At 70.8% G+C, this 14,138-nt stretch carries 12 protein-coding genes; 6 read left to right on the plus strand and 6 right to left on the minus strand.

Going from position 1 to position 14,138, the window contains the following annotated elements; all coding sequences use genetic code 11:
• Positions 1 to 159: 159 nt before the first annotated feature.
• Positions 160 to 1,023: an acyl-CoA thioester hydrolase/BAAT C-terminal domain-containing protein gene (locus tag ACWGR4_RS31190; RefSeq protein WP_452131299.1), complete on the minus strand. Its 864-nt coding sequence runs from the start codon at positions 1,021 to 1,023 to the stop codon at positions 160 to 162.
• 280 nt (positions 1,024 to 1,303) lie between these two features.
• Here ACWGR4_RS31190 and ACWGR4_RS31195 point away from each other — a divergent pair, with 280 nt between their 5' ends.
• A complete protein-coding gene (locus ACWGR4_RS31195) occupies positions 1,304 to 2,422 on the plus strand; it encodes an FAD-dependent oxidoreductase (protein WP_452131300.1) in 1,119 nt (372 codons plus the stop codon).
• Positions 2,423 to 2,439: 17 nt separating this feature from the next.
• Here the strand turns inward: ACWGR4_RS31195 and ACWGR4_RS31200 are convergent, their stop codons facing one another.
• Complete coding sequence (locus ACWGR4_RS31200; protein WP_452131301.1) at positions 2,440 to 2,961, minus strand: EF-hand domain-containing protein; 522 nt, start codon at positions 2,959 to 2,961, stop codon at positions 2,440 to 2,442.
• 165 nt (positions 2,962 to 3,126) lie between these two features.
• Here ACWGR4_RS31200 and ACWGR4_RS31205 point away from each other — a divergent pair, with 165 nt between their 5' ends.
• The gene (locus ACWGR4_RS31205; protein ID WP_452131302.1) at positions 3,127 to 4,317 is read left to right on the plus strand and encodes a PP2C family protein-serine/threonine phosphatase; all 1,191 of its coding nucleotides are present in this window, start codon (positions 3,127 to 3,129) and stop codon (positions 4,315 to 4,317) included.
• A 43-nt stretch (positions 4,318 to 4,360) separates the two neighbouring features.
• Here ACWGR4_RS31205 and ACWGR4_RS31210 read toward each other — a convergent pair whose 3' ends face one another.
• From ACWGR4_RS31210 to ACWGR4_RS31225, 4 genes are all read right to left on the minus strand, one after another.
• Positions 4,361 to 4,858 (minus strand): WD40 repeat domain-containing protein, encoded by a 498-nt coding sequence (locus tag ACWGR4_RS31210; RefSeq protein WP_452131303.1) that lies wholly within the window; start codon positions 4,856 to 4,858, stop codon positions 4,361 to 4,363.
• Positions 4,834 to 7,080 (minus strand): nSTAND1 domain-containing NTPase, encoded by a 2,247-nt coding sequence (locus tag ACWGR4_RS31215; RefSeq protein WP_452131304.1) that lies wholly within the window; start codon positions 7,078 to 7,080, stop codon positions 4,834 to 4,836. Before ACWGR4_RS31215 ends, ACWGR4_RS31210 begins: the two co-directional genes overlap by 25 nt.
• A 506-nt stretch (positions 7,081 to 7,586) precedes the next feature.
• On the minus strand, positions 7,587 to 8,444 hold the full coding sequence (locus ACWGR4_RS31220; RefSeq protein ID WP_452131305.1) for an alpha/beta fold hydrolase: 858 nt from the start codon (positions 8,442 to 8,444) through the stop codon (positions 7,587 to 7,589).
• Positions 8,441 to 9,157 carry a DUF899 domain-containing protein gene (locus ACWGR4_RS31225; RefSeq protein WP_452131306.1) on the minus strand — a complete coding sequence of 239 codons (717 nt, stop codon included), beginning with the start codon at positions 9,155 to 9,157 and terminating at the stop codon, positions 8,441 to 8,443. Before ACWGR4_RS31225 ends, ACWGR4_RS31220 begins: the two co-directional genes overlap by 4 nt.
• Before the next feature lie 346 nt (positions 9,158 to 9,503).
• On the opposite strand from ACWGR4_RS31225, the gene ACWGR4_RS31230 reads away from it, so the two are divergent.
• From ACWGR4_RS31230 to ACWGR4_RS31245, 4 genes are all read left to right on the plus strand, one after another.
• Positions 9,504 to 10,484 carry a C-terminal binding protein gene (locus ACWGR4_RS31230; protein WP_452131307.1) on the plus strand — a complete coding sequence of 327 codons (981 nt, stop codon included), beginning with the start codon at positions 9,504 to 9,506 and terminating at the stop codon, positions 10,482 to 10,484.
• A gap of 67 nt (positions 10,485 to 10,551) precedes the next feature.
• Positions 10,552 to 11,751, plus strand: coding sequence for a KamA family radical SAM protein (locus ACWGR4_RS31235; protein WP_452131308.1), 1,200 nt, complete (start codon positions 10,552 to 10,554; stop codon positions 11,749 to 11,751).
• A complete protein-coding gene (locus ACWGR4_RS31240; protein ID WP_452131309.1) occupies positions 11,748 to 12,971 on the plus strand; it encodes an alanine racemase in 1,224 nt (407 codons plus the stop codon). Before ACWGR4_RS31235 ends, ACWGR4_RS31240 begins: the two co-directional genes overlap by 4 nt.
• Before the next feature lie 53 nt (positions 12,972 to 13,024).
• Positions 13,025 to 14,104 (plus strand): iron-containing redox enzyme family protein, encoded by a 1,080-nt coding sequence (locus ACWGR4_RS31245; RefSeq protein ID WP_452131310.1) that lies wholly within the window; start codon positions 13,025 to 13,027, stop codon positions 14,102 to 14,104.
• Positions 14,105 to 14,138 lie beyond the last annotated feature (34 nt).

The following is a 14,138-nucleotide window of genomic DNA, read 5'->3' on the forward strand; positions in this document are numbered from 1 at the left end:
TTCGGTTCCAGGGTCAGGAAGTGGCGGGGGCCGAGCGTTACGAGGCGTCGAATGCGCCGGGGGAACGTCGGGAGTTGGATCCGACATGCGCGGTGGGCAGGCGGCACGTCGATCGCGAGCCGATTACCGGCCACTTGGTACCGGCGTCCCGGCCGGTGGTCAGGTGCCGAGGATGGTGGCTCGGACGGTTGGCCAGGCGGCTGCGCCGAGCTTGGCGTCGGCATCGGGGGTGCCGCCGTGGTCGAAGTGGGGGGATGGGGGTGGAGGGGCCTCGCCTGGGAATACGGTTCGGTGGCCCGCGTCGGGGCGGGAGATGAGGGCTGCTTTGCGTCCGGTTGCCGCGTAGCGGTCCGCGAGTTCGTGCGCGAAGCGCATCGAGGGCCACATCCGGTCCGCGCCGCCCGCGATCAGGACCAGGTCGGCTGCGGTCCTCTCCACGGGGATGGTCGCGGCGGGGAGCCGGTCCGGATGCGTCGCGAGGCTGCGTTCGTACCAGCCGAGCACGGACACCGGAGCATCTCGAGGTTCCGTCGGCTGCCAGGAGTCGTCGTAGGGGACGAAGGGGAGCGGCTGCCCCTGCCAGGTCCAGCCGGAGCGACACGGGCGCTCGCAACCGTCGCGGCCGGCGCCGACGTTGGCCCAGACGACCGACGTCGGGGCGAGCGCGATCACGGCGTCGGCGCAATCCGAGACGGTGGACACCAGTAGCGCGGCCTCGGCGCCCTTGGACACGCCGAGGACACCGACGCGTTCCGTGCCGCGCTCTCGCAGCCACCCGGTCGCGGCGACGAAGGTCTCCAGCGCGACCTCGCAGATACCCGACGGCTGCCCGGGCCCGCCGAACCACCGGATCGACACCGCCGTAACCCCGGCGCGGGCGAAGAGCCGACACCGCTCGCGCTCGATCCGTCCGCTCGAACCGGACAACACCAGAACACCCGCCGCCGCAGGACCACCGATCGGCTCCGCCAGAAAGCCCTCCCACGGGGAGGCCAACTCGTACTCCACGATCTCGACGCCCAAGGCTCCCCCGACTCCGCACCAACGGCTCGGATTTCGACAGCACGAGCCTACCGACGAGTCAATCTCGGGCGGCAACACCCAAGTCCGCCTCGATGACAGAGCATCTCGAAGACGTGTACGGCGTCGCCCGGCAGCGGGTGGGTGGGCAATTCGCCGAACTTCGGCCGCTGGAGCGGGTGGAGGCGGCCGGAGGTGCCTCGTCCTCCTCGAAGACGACCGGGTCCTCGACGTCGGCCTCGATGGTTGCGATGCAGTGTATCGAGTAATACGGTGTATCGGCATGAGACACCGCATCGCCGTAGTCGGGAGTGGTCCCGCCGGCCTTACCTTTGCCCGAGTCCTGTACCGCCATGGCCACCCCGTCACCATCCTCGAACGTGATCCCGCCCCCGATGCGCGCCCCCCGGGTGGCACGCTGGACCTGCGCGAGGGGATGGGCCAACTCGCGCTGGACAGGGCCGGGTTGGCGGCGGAGTTTCGGGCGCTGTCTCGTCCCGAGGGGCAGGCCATGCGCATCCTGGACCCGGACGGGGCCGTCCTGCGCGACTGGCGACCCCGTCCGGACGATCGGGCCAATCCCGAGATCGACCGCGGGCAACTCCGCGACCTGCTGCTCGGCCCTCTCGACGTCCGGTGGGGGAGCGGCGTGACGGAGGTGGTGCCGGGGACCCGGGACGGCGTACTGGTCCACTTTGCGGACGGGCGACAAGAGACGTTCGACCTCGTGATCGGCGCGGACGGTGCCTGGTCTCGGGTCCGCCCGGCCCTCTCGTCGGTGACGCCGCACTACACCGGCATCACCATGGTCGAGACCTCCCTGGACGACGTCGACAACCGCCGGCCCGACCTGGCCCGGATGATCGGCGACGGCTCCATGGCCGTGTACGGCGTGAACCGAGGTCTTGTCGCCCAACGCAACAGCGGCGGCCACGTCAAGGTGTACGCCCAGTTCCGCGCGCCGCTGGAGCGGCACACGAACCAGGAACCGGCCGACGTCGAGGCCGTGCGATCAAGCCTGTTGGCCCTGTTCGACGGCTGGGCCCCTCCCGTACTCGACCTGCTCCGCCACGGCACCGATTTCGTCCACCGCCCGCTCCATGTGCTGCCCGAGTCCCACACCTGGACCCACGTCCGCGGGGTGACGCTCCTGGGCGACGCCGCCCATCTGATGCCGCCATTGGGGGCGGGCGCGAACCTCGCGATGCTGGATGGCGCCGAACTCGCCGAGTCGATCGCCACCGGCTCCGGGGATGTGGACGAGGCCGTGCGCACGTTCGAGGAACGGATGTGGGTACGGGCCGCCAAATGGGCGAAGATCACGACGGCCGGTCTGGACCGCCTCGTGAGCCCGAACCCCGCCGACGCCATCGCGCTGTTCGACGAGGTCCAGTCGGCCTGACCACTTCGCCGGCGGGATCAGGAACGGCCCGGCACCGGCTGTCCGGCGCCGTAGGCCGCGGCCATGGGGGACTTCGCGTTGGTCACGAAGCTCCGGATGCCCGCCAGGTAGGCGTCGCGGTCGACCAGTCCGTCACCGTCGGTGTCGAGGGCGTCGAATGCCGCGGCGGCATCGGTTTCGGCGTTGCCCCCGGCCGTACGCAGGCGGATGAACTCGGCGCGGTCCAGGCGCCCGTCGGCGTCGGCGTCGGCGATGTCGAACAGGGAACCCAGCGCGGGTCGGCAGGCGCGTTCGAACGCGTCGTGCCCGACCCACGTGCGGTATTCCTCGAATGTCACGCGCCCGTCGCGGTCGGCGTCCATGTCCTGGAAGACCGCCTCGTGAGCCGCCCGCGACGCAGTGACGACCGAATGGTCGGCGTCGCGGCCGACGGCGGAGGCGACGCGGTCCACCCGTGAGAGGTATTCCTCGTGGGTGATGGCGCCGTCGCCGTCGACATCCAACATGGCGAAGATGCGGTGCTGCGGTGAGTCGGACACTGCGTTTCCTCCAGGGTGCTCCGCGGTTTTGCAACCGCAAGATACCCCGAAGGTGCCAAAATGCTCATGTGCAGAATAAGTAATATATAGGGCTTAATGCCCTCGGGTGGGATCGGTGTGAGACTGGGCGAGGAAGGGGTGGTCCTCGTGCCGGACACACCGCGCATGTTCTCCGTTCCCGACGACGCCGTCGACGAGAATCGCCTGGAAGAGCTGATCATCGAGGCGCAGACCGCGCTGCCGGTCGAGTTGCCCGCGCTGGCGAATCGGTGTGCCGACCTCCTCGGCCTGGACACCGCGTCGATCTACCTCGTCGACCTGCAACAGCGTCTGCTCGTGCCACTCGACGAGGCCGCGGAGTCGTTGCGGATGGACGGCACGTCGGCCGGATGGGCGTACCGCACGGTCTCCCCCCGGGTGGCCGAGGTCGACGACGGCCTGATCCTGTGGATGCCCCTGGTCGACGGCGCGGAGCGGCTGGGCGTACTGGCGGTGTGGACCGCCGCGCTCGACGCGGTGCGCATGCGCCGCAGCCGGATGCTGGCCCATCTGCTCGCCATGCTGATCACCTCCAAGCGGGCCTACAGTGACTGGCTCGCCGCCCGTACCCGCACCGAGTCCATGGGCGCGCCCGCCGAGATGTTGCGGGCCTTCCTGCCCCCGCGCACGATCGGCAGCAGGCGGTGCGTGTCGACCGCGGTCCTGGAACCGGCGTACGACATCGCGGGCGACGCCTTCGACCATTCGGTGGTCAAGAACATCCTGCACACCATGATCCTGGACGCCATGGGTCACGATCTGACCGCCGGACTGACCTCGTCGGTCGCCATGGCGGCGGCGCGCAACGCCCGCCGAAACGGGGCCGAACTGCCCGACATCGTCGGCTCCGTCGACCGGGCGCTCGCCCAATGGCTGCCCGACCACTTCTGTACCGGCGTGCTGTGTCGGCTCGACGCGGAGACCGGAGTGCTGCACTGGGTCAATTGTGGTCATCCTCCGCCGCTGCTCATCCGTGCCGAGCGGGTACTCCCCGGGGCGCTGGACCGGCCCCCGCAACCGCCGATCGGCCTGGCCGGTTCGCTCGCCCCGGCGGCCCGGCAGGTGCACGAGGCGACCTTGGAACCGGGCGATTGTGTCCTGCTCTACACCGACGGCGTCGTGGAGGCCCGCGACGCGAACGGCGCGGAGTTCGGCCTCGACCGGTTCACCGACTTCATCATCAGCTCCTCCTCCGCGGGGCAGCGCCCGGAAGAGGTGTTGCGGCTGCTCATCCACGCCATCCTCGACTACCAGCGCAACCCGCTGCGCGACGACGCGACCATCCTGCTCTTCGAATGGAGTCCGCCGCCCCGGTGACGCGGAACGGCACGCCGCGACCGCGACCGCGACCGGTTCAGGGTCACCCCGTTCCGCACGTGCGTCGGTAGGACCGACCCGGGATCAGCTGCCGCCATTCCTCCCGGGTCAGGTCGCGGGCGAGCGTGGCGCACAGGTCGGTCGCCGTGCGGGCGGGGTCGGTGTCCCACAGGCGGACGACATGGTCGTCGCCGCCGCTGGCCAGGGTGTGACCGTCGGGCCCGAAGGCCACGGTGCGGACCTGTCCGGTGTGACCCGTCAGGGTGGCCGGACGGGTGTGGTCGGCGACGTCCCGGATCATCACGGACGTGTCCGCGTTGGCCGTGGCCAGGATGCGGCCGTCAGGGCTGAAGGTCAGCGAGATCGTGGCGCCGGCGGTGTTCAGTAGCGTGGCCCGCCGGGTCTGTCGAGCCGGGTCCCACAGCTGCACGGTCTGATCGATGCCGGCGGTGGCCAGGATGCGGCCGTCCGGACCGAACTCCACCGACCACACCCGGCCGGCGTGCCCGGTCAGGGTCAGCCGGCGCTGCCCGCTCTCCACGTCCCACACCGCGGTGGTGCCGTTGTCCCGGCCGCCGCCACGGTGCGGCCGTCGGCGCCGAACGCGACGCTCTTGATCGAGGCCCCGTAGCCGGTCATGGTCGCGCGCGGCCTGCGCTGCGCCACGTCCCACACCACGACCCGGCCGTCGTCCCCACCCGTGGCCATCGACCGCCCGTCCCGGCTGAAGGCCACCGCCCGCAACCAGCCCGGGTGGTCGGTCAGCGTCGCCAGGCGCACGCGGCGGACCGAATCCCACAGCACCACCTTCCCGTCCCGCCCGACACTGGCCAGGGTGCCGTCCGGGCTGTACGCCACCTCCGACACCGCATCGACGTGACCGGTCAACTCGGCCTGGTAGAAGCGGCGCGTGGACATGCTCAGCAGCGCGCCACGCGCCTCCGCCGTGTGCGCGGTGCGATACGCCTCCACGCTCAGCAGCATCGCCGTCCCGGGCCGGGAATCGGCCAGGTTCAGCGCCTGGGCGGCCAACTGCCGCGACAGCGCGGTGTCCCGGGACCGAAGCGCACTGCGGCGCTGCTCCACCGCGACCCCGCCGACGACCGTCACCGCGACCAGCAGCAGCGCCAGGCCCGCCGCCAGATACCGCAGACGACGGGTGCGTCGGGCGGCCACCATCCGCTCGCGGTCCTCGGCGGCGATGCTCGCGGCGAGGAAGTCCCCTTCCAGCTCGGTCAGTTCGTCGCGATGCCGATCCCGCTCGGCCCACTCCCGAGCCACCGCCAGCCGGGTTCCCCGGTACAGCGTGCCCGGGTCGCGCGCGAAGTCGGCCCAGACGCCGGCCGCCTCCGTCAGTCGTCGGTGGGTGAGGATTCCCTCGCGGTCCTCGTCGATCCAGGCCCGCAGCCGGGGCCAGGCGGTGATCAGCGCCTCGTGGACAAGCTCGACGTTCTCCCCGTCGAGGGTGACCAGACGGGCCTGCACGAGCTGTTCGAGGATCGACGCGATGCCCTGCGCCGGCCCTGTCCCCGGCGCGGCCGTGCCCGTGCCGACGGCCTCCAACTCGGCCCGGGCGACCGGGCGCCGGGTGTCCTGCGCTCCCTCGCCCGGCGTGATCAGCCGCAGCAACACCCGACGGACCAACACGAGTTCCTCGGACGAGAGCCGGGAGCACACCTGCTCCGCCGTGGCCGCGATCGCGCCGTGGACGCCACCCGCGGCCTCGTACGCCTCCACCGACAGGGTTCGGGCGCGACGCCTGCGCCAGATCTCCCGCATCACGTGCGACAGCAGCGGCAGTCCGCCCGGCTCGCCCTGCACCTCCTCCACCAGCCGTGCGGTCAGGGCCCGCTCGACGATCAGGCCGTGCGCCCGGGCGGGCCCGACGATGGCCTGACGCAACTCGGCGGGCGTCATGGGCCCCACCAGGAGGGTGGTTTCGCGCAACGCCTCGGCGAGTTGCCGGTGTTCGGCGCAGCGGCCGTAGAAGTCGGCGCGCACCGCGATGACGACGCGCACCCCGCCCTCGGGCCGTCGCACGGCCGCGATCAGGCCGTTCAGGAACTCCGTGCGTTCGGCCCGGTACCGGCAGAGCGTGAAGATCTCCTCGAACTGGTCTACGATCACGACGATGTCGCCGGTGTGCCCATCGCCGTCTTCGTCGCCGTCCCCGTCGTCGCCCCGAGGGCCGAACGCGCTGAGCACGCCGGCGGGATGCGACCCGGGGGTACGGATTCGGATCTCGGCGGGACGCCCGAACGGGGCCGCGCCGGCCGGGTCGCCGTCGGATTGCCGCAGCCGGGGTATCAACCCCGCGCGCAGCAGCGAGGACTTGCCGCTGCCCGACGCCCCGACGAGCGCGGCCAGCCGACGGGTACGCACCAGGTCGAGAACGTCGTCGATCAGTCGATCCCGGCCGAAGAACTGCTCCGAGTCCTCGATCTCGAACCGGGCGAGGCCCGGATAGGGCGACGGGACGTCGTCGAGCGGTCGGGAATCCTCGTCCGCCGCCTCCTGCCGGCGCCGCTTCCACGTGTCCGGATCCCCGCCGCACGCGACCGCATAGGCCAGTGCAACCTTCAGCGTCGGCAACTGCTCGCCGGCCGCCGCGCGGGACAACACCGTGACCGAAACGCCGGCCTGCCGGGACATCTCGCGATACGTGGGGCCGCCCGCGTCGGCCCGTAATCGCCGGAGTTCGTGGGCGAAGCGCTGCACCGGCCCGGCACCCGGGTCCAGTGGCTTCTCCGGCCGTCCCGCCACCGGTTCCCCTCCCGTGAGCGTCGCCGAAGGGACGCCGAATCCCATACCACCCGGAACGGTACCCGCGTGCCGCCGGCCCCGACCAGTAGCGAATTCGGTCGGATACCGAAGATCACTCCGGAGAATCCGTTGATCCCGACGATTGTTTCGGGCGCCCGACCTGCCTGCGCAACAATTCCCCGCCCCGAAGGCTTGGATGTGTCCCCGGCGGCACGACCACCGGACCGCGCCGGGGCACGGTCTTGTTCGATGCGCTGGGGGTTCACCCGGCCCGCCGAGTTCAACCGGGCCTTCCGCACCGCCACGGGCATACCGCCCGGCGCGTACCGTGTCGCCGCCGGGAGCAACGCCGAGGACGTCCCCACGATCGGCCCACAACCGCGTCCGCCGACGCCCGTCGGCTCGTCGGGCACGGGGTTCCGGTGCGGCGGGTCGCCCGCGCGGCCCGCGGTCGCGACGTGGCAGCGCAGGCTCCGAACGACGTAGGCCGGGCGCGCGCGGGCGACCTACACGATCGGATCGGCCTGGAAAAGATCCGGCGCCGTCGGCGTCACATCGTCGAGGAACGCGGTCACCATCGGCCCCAACACCGCCGACTCCCCGAAGATGCCGACATGCGACGTCGCCGGCAGGATCACCAGGCGCGCGGCCGGAACCTCTTGCAGCATCCCGGAGCCCGCCGCCGCCTCGTCGCCGCCACCGCGCAGCCGGAACATGGTCAGTGCGTGTTCCGGCCGCACGGCATCGGCATCCCCGGCGATCACCATCGTCTTCGCGGCGATCGAGCGCATCTGCGCGTCGGTGATGTGCTGGTCGTCGATGCCCAGGACCTTCATCTTGGCGACGTAGGCGTCGAACGCCGCGGCGTCCGGCGTATGTTCGCGAAATGCCCGCTCGACGGGCGTACCGGCAAAGGCCGAGGCGTCGAGCCCGTCGATGGCCTTGGACACCGACGGGTACCAGCCGTCCCGGCGACAGGTGGCCGACAGCGAGACCAGTTTCCCGACGAGCGCCGGATGCCGCAGGGCCAGTTGCAGCGCGACCCCGCCGCCCTGCGAGTAGCCCAGCACATCCGCGCGCTCGACCCGCAGCGCCCGCAGCAACGCGGCGGCGTCGTCGGCGAATTGCTCGTACGACATCGGGCGCGAGGTGTCCGGAGTGCGGCCGTGCCCCTGCTGATCGAAGACGATCACGGTGCGCCGATCGGCGAAGGCCGACACCCACGACGCCATCGACTCGGTGCCCATGAACCCGCCGGGGATGAGCAACAACGGAGGCGTAGCCGACGCGCCGAGTTCGCCGTGCACTTCGTAATAGAGACTCAGACCGTTGATCGGCAGTCGGCCGGTGCGTGGCGGCTTCATCGCCGTGCCTTGTCGGCATCCGGGTTCGGGCCGTACAGCCGGGCGACATCGGGCGAGCCGAGCCACTTGGAGTAGGTGGGCGACTTCGGCCAACCCTCGGGTGAATCCTGCCATTCCTCCTGCCGACCCCACGGCAGGATGTCGATCAACGGGAAGGTGTAGCTTAGTTGTTCGGTACCACGACCGGCGGTGTGCCAGGTGCGGTAGACCGTGTCGCTGTCGCGGAGGAACACGTTTACTGCGAAGCCCCCACCGGGCGGCGCGCCCACGTCGGCGCCGAACGAGCTTTCCGCCGACGAGTACCACTCCATCGTGTTGCCGACCTTGGCCCGGTAGGCGAGCGCTTCGTCGATGCGCCCGTTGGTCACGATGACGAAGCGGGCGTCGTAGTTGTCGAGGAAGTCGAGCCGGACGTACTGCGACGTCAGTCCGGTACAGCCGCCGCACTGCCACTTTGCGCCCTCGGACCACATGTGGTGGTAGGTGATGAGCTGGGAGCGCCCGTCGAATACGTCGACCAGCCGGATCGGGCCGTCCGGACCGATCAGCGTGTAGTCCGGGAGCTCGACCATCGGCAGCCTGCGGCGCTGTGCGGCGATGGCGTCGAGTTCGCGGGTGGCGGCCTTCTCCCGCGCCCGCAGGTCGTCGAGCGCGGCCTGCCACTCCTGTTGCTCGACGACCGGGGGCAGGGCGCCGGTGCTCTGGTCGGTCATGGTTCCTCCCGGGTCGGATGAAGCTGCTCTGAGGTATGGACCGGAAACGTCGGCGGAACTCATCGGTGCGTGGCGGCCCGCGACACTGTCACGCTGTGTGACGGTCGGCGCCGATCGGCCCCGGGTCGCGATCCCACCCGTCGCGCCCGGGGTCGGGTATCGGCCACCCGGACCGGAGCAATCGCACAAACGCCCTGTATGAAGCGAATTGCCACAAGGCCGAAAAACGGCTGGTCCCTCACGCGCCGTGTGGATTCAATTACTGCTCATGCCCCATCCGACTACGGAGAGAGGCTGAAGATTGACGACTCATCGCGGCGTCGATCCTCGACGGCAACCCTCGCCCGTGACGAGGTCCCGGCCGTCGGTCGTGGTGCTCGACGCTCCGGGGGCGGGATACGCCGAGGGCGCCGAACCGGAAGGGGAGGTCATCGGCCCCCACGGCGACGTGCGGCCGCTGATCGTACCGGCACATCGGCGTGACCTGCTCTTCGACATGGAGGCCGACTACGTCATCCTGTGGCACCGGGTCGCACTGGACGCCGAGTTCTTCGAGAAATCCGCCGGCTGCCGGGCCGTGGTCTGCGCCAGCGTCGGCTACGACCACGTCGACATCGACGCGGCCAGGGCACACGGCGTCCCCGTCTACCACGTTCCCCATTACGGAACCGAGGAGGTCGCCGACCACACGCTGGCGCTCTTCCTCGCCCTGGAACGGCGCCTCGGCGAGCTGCGCGACCATGTGGCGAACGGCGGATGGGACTGGCGGGCCATCGGCGATCCACGACGGCTGCGGGGACTGGTCTGGGGTGTGGTGGGTCTCGGACGCATCGGGCTCGCGGTGGCCCGGCGGGCCGAGGCGTTCGGGCTCCGGGTCGTGTTCTTCGACCCGTACAACCATCCCGGGATCGAGAAGGCGCTCGCCGTGGAGCGGCGCCACGACCTGGACCGACTGCTCGCCGAATCCGACGTCGTCAGCCTGCACGTACCGCTCACCGCGGACACCCGCCACCTGCTGGACGCCGACCGGCTGCACCGCATGCGGCGGCGGTCCGTCCTGATCAACACCGCGCGCGGCGGGCTGATCGACCTCTCGGCGCTGGAAGGCGCGCTGGCCGAGGAGCGACCCGCGCGGGTGGGCCTGGACGTCGTCGACGGTGAGCCGGACATCCCCCACTGGCTGCGGAACCACCCCAGGGCCCTGATCAGTCCCCATGCGGCGTTCTACTCCTCCTCGTCCCTCACGGAACTGCGCACGCGTGCCGCCGAAGCCGTTCGCCAGATGATCGGAGGGGAGCCGATCACCTCGGCTGTCCCGGTGTCATGAGCCACGCATGAGCTACGCCTGAGCAACGCCCGACCCATGCGCCTCACTCCACTCCGAGGAGAGCAGGATGACCACCGACGCAGTCCGGTGCGCCGCGGACGGGGAGTCCACCCCGGACGACGAATGGACCGACTGGAAGTGGCAGCAGCGCAACGCGATCCGCACGGCCGGACAGTTCCGGACGCGCTTCCCCGGGTGTGACCAGGAGATCCTGGATCGCATCACCCGGCACAACCTCTCCAGGCGTTTCCAGGTGACGCCCTACTACCTGAGCCTGGTCGCCACCGACCCGACCACGGGCGGACCGGCGCTCGACGACCCGCTGTGGAAGCAGGTCGCCCCGCAACGGTTCGGCGGCGACGGCGGCGACGAACCGTACGCCTACGACGGCAAGACCGAGAACTGGGAACTCCCGCACGAGATGGTCACGCCCATCGCGCAGCACAAGTACGACAACCGCGTGATCCTGCGGTACGCGAACGTGTGTCATGCCTACTGCCAGTTCTGTTACGAGGCGCTGCGCACGCTCGACAAGGACTCCGCGAAGGCGAGCTTCGATCGCGACCACTGGCGGGCCACCCTGGACTACTTACGCGCGCACCCGCAGGTCGAGGAGATCATCCTGAGCGGGGGCGAGCCGCTCATGCACGCCAACGGCCAGATCGACCAAGTGCTGGGTGAGGTCTCGGCCGCCCGGCCCGATCTGCTGGTGCGCTTCCATACCCGGGCCCTGACGTTCAACCCCTACCGGATCGACGACGAACTCGCCGCGATCCTGGCCCGGCACGGCGTCGTCTCGATCGGGCTGCACGTCACCCACCCCAGGGAGCTGACGCCGGAATTCGACGTCGCGGTCAAGAGGTTGCAGGCGGGGGTGCCCATCATCTTCGCGAACGTTCCGCTCCTCGGCGGTGTCAACGACTCCCCGGAGACCATGCGGGAGTTGTGTATGGGTCTGTATCGACGGGGCGTGCACGCGGGCTACCTCTACCACTTCATGCCGCACAGCCCCGAGTCCGAGTGTTTCCGCATCCCGGTGCAGCGCGGGGTGGAGATCATGCGGTCGCTCAAACGCCGGATCTCCAACCCCGCCGTCCCCGAGTACGTGCTGCCGCACGCCACGGGCAAGTACACGGTTCCGCTGGTGGACGTCGGCTCCACCGACGGCCTGCCTCGACACGTCCTGGACGACGAGGGTTTTCGGGTGTTGGAAATGGTCAACTGGCAGGGGGACCATGTGCGTTATCCCGACCCGGAGGTGGTGTGACGGCGATCCCGCGGCGCGAGCGCGTCGCCTCCCTCGCCGCCGCCCGGCTGGAGAAGACCGTGTCCGCCGACGCGGTGCGGCACAACCTCGGGGTGCTGCGCGCGGCCGCCGGGGGCCGGCGCGTCATGGCCGTGGTCAAGGGCGACGCGTACGGGTTCGGCGCACCCGACCTCGCCCGCCTCCTGGTCGACGCGCGGGTGGACGCGCTGGCCGTGGACACGGTCGCCCAGGGGGCCGAGCTTCGGGAGGTCGGCATCGAGGTCCCGATCCTGGTGATGGACGTGGATGTCGCGGACAACGCCGCCGCCTGCGCGCGCCATCGGCTCATGCCGGCGGTCGCCACGGCGGAGCAGGTCCGGCGCCACGGCGCGGTGCTGCGGGATCGGGGCGGCGCGCCGGGCACGGTGTGGCTGCGTACCAATGTCGGGTTCAACCGGTTCGGGCCGCGCGAGGACGAGGGGTTCGGTGCCGTACTGGACGCGCTGCACGAGGCGCGTGACGCCGTGCGGCCGGCCGGGGTGTTCGCCCACCTGTCCAGCGCCGGTCGGGACGAGGGGGAGACCGCGGCGCAGGCCGATGCGTTCCGGGCCCGGCTGGCCTCGACCCGCGCCGTGCTGGGGCCTCGGGTGGTGGCCTCGCTCGCGGCGACGCACGGACTGCTGCACCCCGACGCGCTGCGCGGGACGGACTGGGTGCGGCCGGGGCTCGGTCTGTACGGGCTGCTCCAGGCCGACGATCGGGTACGCGCGACCCCGGCGGGTGCGCGTCTCGACGGACTTCGGCCGGCGGTCTCCGTACGCGCCCGGGTCCTGGACGTGGTCACGGTGACCCGCTCGGAGGGGTTCGGATACGACCGGTCCGCGTCGGTCGCTCCCGGCCGGCGCCTGGGCTCGGTCGCCATCGGCTTCTCGCACGGGCTGGCCGGATCGGCCGCGGCGCCGCGCGGACTGCTGCGTGGGCGAAGTTGCGCCATGGTCGGCCGGCCCGGCATGGACTGCACCCAATTCGACGTGACGGACGTGCCGGGCGGCGCCCGCCCCGGGGACTGGATGACCTTCATCGGGCCGGAGCACGAGGGCGGCGGGCCGGCGCGCACCGCCCGGGATCTGGGCGCGGAGCTGGGGCTGAGCCTGTACGAACTCCTTGCGACCCTGCGGATGCCCGTGCGCGTCGAGGATTCCCGGCCGCGCCGAGACGGCATCGAGGCTTTCGAGGACTGACCACCGCCCCCGTAGCGAACGTGGAGGACAAAAACATGGTCGAGGACCCGGGTATGGAACGGATTCCGCCGCGCGAAGGTGTGCGGCGACCGGCCGCGGACGTTCCGGAGGGCTCGGTGGAGAGCCTGCTCAACGCCGCCCTGGACGGTGCGGCAGAACCGCTCGAACTCGACGCCGGTCATCGTCGCCTGCTGGCCGCACTCGGCGAAGCCCAGGAACGCGGGCGCAGCCACGGCGACGCGGCGGCCCTGCTCGACGTACACCGCAGCGCGTACACTGTGTACGAGGGGCTGCTCGGCCACCCGCTGGGCATCGCCGTGCACGAACGCACCGCCTGGTTCAACGCGTTCCGCCTGCTGTACGAGGACGAGGTGCTGCGTGCGGACACGGCCGAGATCCAGGACCGGCTGCCGTCCCCGCAGGACGCCGCCAGTCCCGACTTCGTGCGGGACTGGTTCGTCACCGAGGCCAAGGAACGCAACGAACTCGACCGCCTCGTGGAGACCTGTCTGGAAGAGCGGGCCACGATCGACCAGTTGGCCCTGTTCATCCGGGCCGACGGATATCTCAACTACCGCTTCTTCGACGCGCTGGTCCTGGCCCAGCCGCACTTCATGGAGACGGTCAAGCACGAGATCAGCCGTCATCTGTGGGACGAGTGCGGCGCGGGCGAACGACACCGGGCGCACACCCTCCAGTTCACCCGCAGCCTGCAGACCCTCGGACTGACCCTGCCGACCGTGCCGCCGTGGGAGGACTGGCGTCCCTACGCCGGGCACAACCTGTACTTCGTGCTGGCCTGCAACCGCCGGAACCACTTCAAGGCGCTGGGCAGTCTGGCCATGCCGGAACTGTTCGACGTGGACCGCGACGCCTCGGTGATCCGCGGCCTGGAACGGCACGGTTACGGCGCGGCGGAGGACTTCGAGTTCTTCCACAACCACGTGGAGGGCGACGCGGAGCACGGGCCCGAGTGGCTGGACGGTGTCGTACTGCCGATCGTCGAGGCCGAACCCGAGGCCGGCATCGAGTTGATCACGGGCGGAGCGCTTCGGATGCTCGCCATGCGCCGATACAACGAGTACCTCGCCACACTGCTCGGGGTGGGGCCGGCCGCCGAGCCCAACCCGTGAGCCCGGCGGCGGAGAATCCGTTTCCGTCGCTGGA

It is taken from the genome of Embleya sp. NPDC055664 (assembly GCF_053618075.1).

Excerpts from the sequence above, each read along its gene's own strand:
- ACWGR4_RS31195 (WP_452131300.1), top strand. The coding sequence starts at position 1,304 with ATGAGACACCGCATCGCCGTAGTCGGGAGTGGTCCCGCCGGCCTTACC.
- ACWGR4_RS31225 (WP_452131306.1), bottom strand. The coding sequence starts at position 9,157 with ATGACCGACCAGAGCACCGGCGCCCTGCCCCCGGTCGTCGAGCAACAG.
- ACWGR4_RS31205 (WP_452131302.1), top strand. The coding sequence starts at position 3,127 with ATGTTCTCCGTTCCCGACGACGCCGTCGACGAGAATCGCCTGGAAGAG.
- ACWGR4_RS31235 (WP_452131308.1), top strand. The coding sequence starts at position 10,552 with ATGACCACCGACGCAGTCCGGTGCGCCGCGGACGGGGAGTCCACCCCG.
- ACWGR4_RS31245 (WP_452131310.1), top strand. The coding sequence starts at position 13,025 with ATGGAACGGATTCCGCCGCGCGAAGGTGTGCGGCGACCGGCCGCGGAC.
- ACWGR4_RS31220 (WP_452131305.1), bottom strand. The coding sequence starts at position 8,444 with ATGAAGCCGCCACGCACCGGCCGACTGCCGATCAACGGTCTGAGTCTC.